The 6249-nt window shown below is 41.2% G+C and carries 4 protein-coding genes; 3 read left to right on the plus strand and 1 reads right to left on the minus strand.

Going from position 1 to position 6249, the window contains the following annotated elements:
- Window positions 1-133 precede the first annotated feature (133 nt).
- Both POV26_RS10595 and POV26_RS10600 read left to right on the plus strand, forming a co-directional pair.
- Window positions 134-832, plus strand: coding sequence for a T9SS type A sorting domain-containing protein (locus POV26_RS10595; protein WP_419180017.1), 699 nt, complete (start codon window positions 134-136; stop codon window positions 830-832).
- Between the two features lie 169 nt (window positions 833-1001).
- Complete coding sequence (locus POV26_RS10600) at window positions 1002-1757, plus strand: DUF6503 family protein (RefSeq protein WP_272856444.1); 756 nt, start codon at window positions 1002-1004, stop codon at window positions 1755-1757.
- A 149-nt stretch (window positions 1758-1906) separates the two neighbouring features.
- Here the strand turns inward: POV26_RS10600 and POV26_RS10605 are convergent, their stop codons facing one another.
- Window positions 1907-4363, minus strand: a complete 2457-nt coding sequence (locus POV26_RS10605) for a M14 family metallopeptidase (protein WP_272856445.1) — start codon at window positions 4361-4363, stop codon at window positions 1907-1909.
- Window positions 4364-4522: 159 nt separating this feature from the next.
- On the opposite strand from POV26_RS10605, the gene bshC reads away from it, so the two are divergent.
- Complete coding sequence (gene bshC, locus POV26_RS10610) at window positions 4523-6118, plus strand: bacillithiol biosynthesis cysteine-adding enzyme BshC (protein ID WP_272856446.1); 1596 nt, start codon at window positions 4523-4525, stop codon at window positions 6116-6118.
- Window positions 6119-6249 lie beyond the last annotated feature (131 nt).

Genomic DNA, 6249 nt, shown 5'->3' on the forward strand with positions numbered 1-6249 from the left:
CGTTGTCGAATTCTTTTAAAATCTTTGCAATTTGTTGCGGTGAAAATTTACTTCGTCTCATAATACTGTTTAAAATTAAGATAATTATTCTACTTTTAAACAGTTCGGTTTTAAGGGAAGCTTACACAAGTCTATTGATAGTTCTCAGAATTATGAGACGAATTTTTTAATTGCTAAATTTTCCGCTTCTGGCGTATTAGATACTAGCTACGCAAACAATGGATATCTTAGTTTTGATTTTTTTGGTCTTGGAAATTATGATGAGGCACTAAATCTGGTGTTACAACAGGATGGAAAACTTTTGGTTATAGGTGGAGCTGATAATGACATTTTTAGAGTGGAGTTTGGAGCACTTAGGCTTAATCAAAATGGAAGTCTTGACAACACTTTTGGAGAAAACGGAATTTTTCATTGTGCTATTGGTCCGGCCGATGCTTATCCCCTTTCGGTTCAACTCCAAGTAGATGGAAAAGCAGTATTGGCAGGGAGTACTGAGGGAGAGAGCACACTATCCTTTGCCATTGCTCGCATTATTACTGACTCAAACGTTGGTATATTAGATTTGGAATCCAACCAAATGGAAGCCTTAATATATCCAAATCCCGTGATAGATAAGGCTATTCTTAATTATGAGTTGCAAAATTCAGCAAATGTTTCTATAGAACTCTTGGCTGTCGATGGAAAATCCATTGAAAAAATAATGAACAATACCATCATCAATCCCGGTAAAAATCAAATTGAGGTCAATCTTTCAAATGTTGCATCAGGCATTTATCTTTTAAAGTTAACTGCTGATAATGCTGTTAAAACCGTTAAACTCATAAAACCATAGAAAAAAATTCAGCGAATGTTGCAAATATGAGTTTGACAAAAACGGAAGCTTGATTGGGGAGCCCGATTGCTCAAGCTGTAAATGACGATTGCTTCCTAAAAATCACAAACTCTGAATGTCATGTGGAAGCTGTTGAATCGCTTCGTATCTTTGGAAAAAACAAAGACCCATGCGCTTCCTTCCAATGATAACCTTTCTTTTGCTTTTCATCGCCTGCAAACAAGAGGAAAAACAACTCACAGCCCAGCAAATAATTGATAAAACCATCGAAAATGCCGGGGGTGCAAAATATGAAGCCGCAACCATCCAGTTTACTTTTCGCGATGTAAAATATAGCAGTCAAAGGGAAAATGGTAATTATCAACTCACAAGAACCAGTACCGATTCCCTGGGAGAAATACGCGACCTACTCACCAATCTGGACTTCGAGCGTTATGCCAATGGCACCAAACTGATCCTGCCCGATTCCACCGCAACTAAGTATGCTAATTCCGTAAACTCCGTCCATTATTTCGTGCAGCTGCCCCACGGCCTAAACGACCCCGCCGTCAATAAGGAACTCGTGGGCGAAGCCGAAATTGATGACAAGCAGTATTATGAAGTAAAAGTAACCTTCGCAAAAGAAGGTGGCGGCACAGACCACGAAGATGAATATATGTACTGGATAGCAAAGGAAGGTTTTACGGTAGATTACCTCGCCTATAAATTTTATACGGGTAAAGGCGGCATTCGTTTTAGGAAAGCCTACAACCCAAGAATGATAAACGGCATCCGCTTCGTGGATTACGAAAATTACAAACTCGAACCCTGGGAAGCTATAGATTTACAAACCCTTGACGGGCTCTTCGAAGCAGGAAAACTGGAGTTGCTCTCAAAAATTGAAACGGAAAACATCTCAGTAGAATTCGAAAATACCACCCCCTAAAACACCCTCAACGATTAACGATTTTGGATTGACGATTTACGATTGACGAATAACACACTCATAACTCATAACCCTTAACTCATAACCCTTAACCCATAACTCTTAACTCTTAACCCTTAACCCTTAACCCTTAACTCTTAACCCCTAACTCAAAAAAACACAGCATTCGCCAAAAACAATTTCCCGTTCTGCCAAAAGGAGCGAAAGGAAACATCATCAACCATATAAACCACGCTGCCCCTGCCCTTTTTCGCTTCGGCAAAAACTATTGAGTTTTTTAAAGAAGCGTTGGCTGCTTCCCCAGAAAAACCCGAAACGCTTTCAGGTTCGGTAATATACCCCACGTTATAGCCATCCTTTAAAAATTCGAAGGAATCGTTACCCAGTTTCAAAGTATAATAGGTATCTCCATACCCAAATGCCAACGGATGGGTATTGTCCAACATTACTTTATAGATACTTCCTGTTATGAAATCTTTGGTGCTTTCCAGTTCGCGTTGAGCGTAGGGAATCATATTTCCTAAAGTGTCTTTCTCTTTTTCAGCTTTTTCATCGCTATTCTTTTTAAGGTCGTAACCATCTTTGCCTTCAAAAGCAGCAAGAGCATTACCAATGGCAATTACTCTTCCACCCTTATTTATCCATTGTTCGAGAGATTTAAAAGCATCGTCACTTAAAATATTTTTATAATAACCGTCCGACAAAATCAAGACATCATAATCTGTCCATTGAATGCTGCCAATATCATCCGTATTTATTGAGGTGATTGGATATTTCAATTGGGTCTCAAAAAAGTGCCAAAGCGCACCATAACTTAAAGAAGAAGTTCCTTCCCCCTGAAGCATAGCTACTTTTTTGTTCTTAATCAAATGCACGTACTGCGACCCAAAGTCGGTCAGATTATCCGCAAAACTTGTGGGCGAAGCGTATAATTGCCGACCCATTTCATTTGCAATTTCAATAAGCGTCGTGTCAAAATCTACATTGGATTTATTATCGCTTCGTGTGATAATCAAACTACCGCGACCGAAACTTTTGCCGCCAAAGCCCAATTCGTTTTCAGAAAAACGCACTTTTATATCGTTCTGTAATAAAGCCGAAAGAAACTCGGCATCCTCCATACTGTTCCATTTCGCAATATAGCCCGCCGCCGAAGGGGAAGCAATATTCACAACGGTTTTATTGGGGTTGGCAGCATTGACGGCAACCAAAGTAGGGCTAGCGACCGCTTCCAAACCATAGGCATACGGCAAGCTCCACGCGGTAATATCATAGGTAAGCGGGGTGGAGAGCGCGGCATTGGGCTCAAAAAGCACCTGAACCATTTTTCCTTTCGGCTGGTTGGTGCTCACCACCAGCGCCCCATTGGCATCCAGCGTTCCCTTTTTGTTATCGGAATAGTTAAACCCACTTACTTTTCCGCCAGTGGCATAACCGTATTTTATTTCGTGCTTGTCCAAAAGCTCAGCAAGCGCCTGGAGATTGTCGGGATTGCCTTTCAGTACAAAACTTTTGAACTTTAAATTATCGTTTTGAAAGAATTTCTTGAATTCGGAATTGAGGGAAGCAGCTTGTTGCGAAGCCACTTCAATGGTAGAAAGGCCAGTAGTGGTGTGATGTGCCACGCGGTCCACAAGGGTTAGTTCAATTTCTTCGTCATTTATAATTCCCAAACCTGCCATACCGTGACCCGCCTGCTCGTAAGTCATCCCAATAGCGCCCATAAAAAGCGGGTAGGTATCGCCATAGCTGGGGTAAAGCAAATCGAAACTCTCGCGGGTAAAGAAAAGCCAACCGTTTTCGTCAAAATACTTGGCGTTGTTTTTTCCTATTTTCGTTTGAAATTCGCGCTGAAACGGCGTAATGATATCGTGATAAGGTTCCGCTCCGGGTGCAAAATAATAAGGGTTGTTGATAAATTGCTCGTGAAAATCAACGTGAATCTGCGGCATCCACTGGTTGTAAATTTTTAAGCGCTGCTGTGTCTCCACTTGGCTCGCCCACATCCAGTCTCGGTTAAGATCGAACAAATAATGGTTGGGCCGTCCGCCGGGCCAGGGCTCGTGGTGCTCCACGGCATCGCGGGATGGGTTGTAAGGCGAAGCTTTCACTTGGTTGTACCAATTTACGTACCGATCGCGCCCATCGGGATTTACATTCGGGTCCATTATAATGACCGTATTCTTCAACCAATCGGTATGCTCGGTAATGAGTTTATAAACCGTATTCATCGCCGCCTCGCTGCTGCTGGCCTCGTTGCCGTGTACGTTGTAGCTAAGCCAAACGATGGCTTTTTCGGGAGTTGCACTCCCAGAAAGGATGCCTATATTTTTTAAATTATCCGTACGTATCTTTTCAAGGTTCGCAAGATTTTCTTCGGAAGAAATCACGGCATAGGTAAGCCGTCTGCGTTCGTTGGTCTTGCCGTAGTCAGCATATTTTACCATTTCGCCATTTGCCGCTACGTGCTCAAAATAGGCAACAACATCAGCGTGGCGGGAAAATTGGGTGCCTATTTCATACCCCAAAAACTCCGAAGGGGATTTCAATTGGGCGAAAACCAGACAAGGCAGGAAATACAGAAAGAAAGCGAAAGTTCGAGTCATTTTGTGCATATTAAATAAGGGCCAAATATAGCCAAATTCCAATTGCCGCTTTTGGTATTTGGTGCTTCAAATTTGGAATTTCAAAACCATATTAACGTATCTTTAAACCCGCGACCCACTTAAAACGGTTATTTTTGTTACACTTTTTCCAAAGAACCTATGCCAACCCATTCCATTCCGTATAAAAAGACAGGTTATTTTTCAAAATTGATTTGTGATTATTTGGATGAAAACCCAAACCTCTCCCCTTTTTACAACCGTTTTCCAAACTTGGAGAATTTCAAGCATCAACTTACGGAGAAACAGAAAAATTTCACGGACGACAAAAGGCATTTGCTGGCCAAGCGGATCATGTACCAATACGGCGATAATTCCATCTCGCAATCCACCCTCAGCAATATCGATTTGCTGAAAGAGCACACTACCTTTACAATCACAACGGGACATCAACTCAATCTTTTTACTGGACCGCTTTATTTTCTTTATAAGATATTTTCAACCATCAACCTTGCTGAAAAGTTAAACAAAACCTACCCTACCAACCATTTTGTACCCGTATATTGGATGGCGACGGAAGACCACGATTTTGAGGAAATAAATTATTTCAACCTCTTCGGAAAAAAAGTAAAGTGGGATAGAAAAGCCTCCGGTGCGGTGGGCGAACTTTCTACGGAAGGATTAAAAGAAGTGAAGCAGCTACTGAAAAAGGAACTCGGCGAAAGCGAAAATGCCAAACAACTGATTTCCTATTTTAAGGATGCCTATACCAAACACGACAACCTCGCCGATGCCACGCGTTTTTTGGCCAACACGCTGTTCTACCATCACGGTTTGGTGATTGTTGACGGCAACGATGCGGAACTGAAAAAATGTTTTATTCCCTACGCCGAAAAGGAACTGACCGAAAACCTCAGCTTTAAAAAAGTTTCGGAAACTACGAAAAAATTAACGGCTTTGGGGTTTTCAGAACAAGTGCATCCGCGGGAAATAAATCTGTTTTATTTAAAGGAAAATCTTCGGGAACGCATCATTGAAAAAGAAGGAAAGTTTTATGTGAATGAAACTGACATTTCCTTTTCCAAAGAAGAAATTTTAAAGGAACTGCACGAAAATCCAGAACGTTTTTCCCCAAATGCGCTGCTTCGCCCGTTGTACCAAGAAGTTATTTTGCCCAATCTGTGTTACATTGGCGGTGGTGGCGAACTTGCGTATTGGTTTCAGTTGAAGGATTATTTCGATAAAGTGGAAGTGCCCTTCCCCATTCTCTTACTGCGCAATTCGGTACTGTTAGTTCCTGAAATGCTTTCCGAAAAACTGAAAAAACTCAATGTTTCTATTGAAGATTTATTCTTTCCCCAGCACGAATTGATGACGAAGCACACCAAGGAAATTTCAAAAATAGACATCGACTTTTCAAAGCAGAAAGAATTCCTAAAACAGCAATTCAAGGATTTATACGAATTGGCAAAACAGACCGACGCATCATTTTTGGGAGCCGTGGGCGCGCAGGAAAAGAAACAGCTGAACGGCTTGGACAATCTCGAAAAGCGCTTATTGAAAGCACAAAAAAGAAACCTTTCCCAAGAACTTGAACGGTTAAAAGATATTCAAAATCAACTATTTCCCAATCAAAGCTTGCAGGAACGCCAGCTAAATTTTTCGGAATTCTATTTGGAATATGGCGAGGAATTGCTGGATGTTTTGAAAGAAAATTTGGAGCCGTTGGATTTCAGTTTTACTGTGTTCGAATTGTAACTAAAAACCCCAAAGATACTGTGTTCAAATCCTAATCATTTTTCAATTGTTTAATTAATATCTTTGTATTGCAAAAAGAAGGCTTCGTCCAATTCGTTGTACCGAAGTCTATCTACCGGGCGGAGTTTTAC

This window comes from Aequorivita todarodis (assembly GCF_028561335.1).
Lineage (GTDB): Bacteria > Bacteroidota > Bacteroidia > Flavobacteriales > Flavobacteriaceae > Aequorivita > Aequorivita todarodis.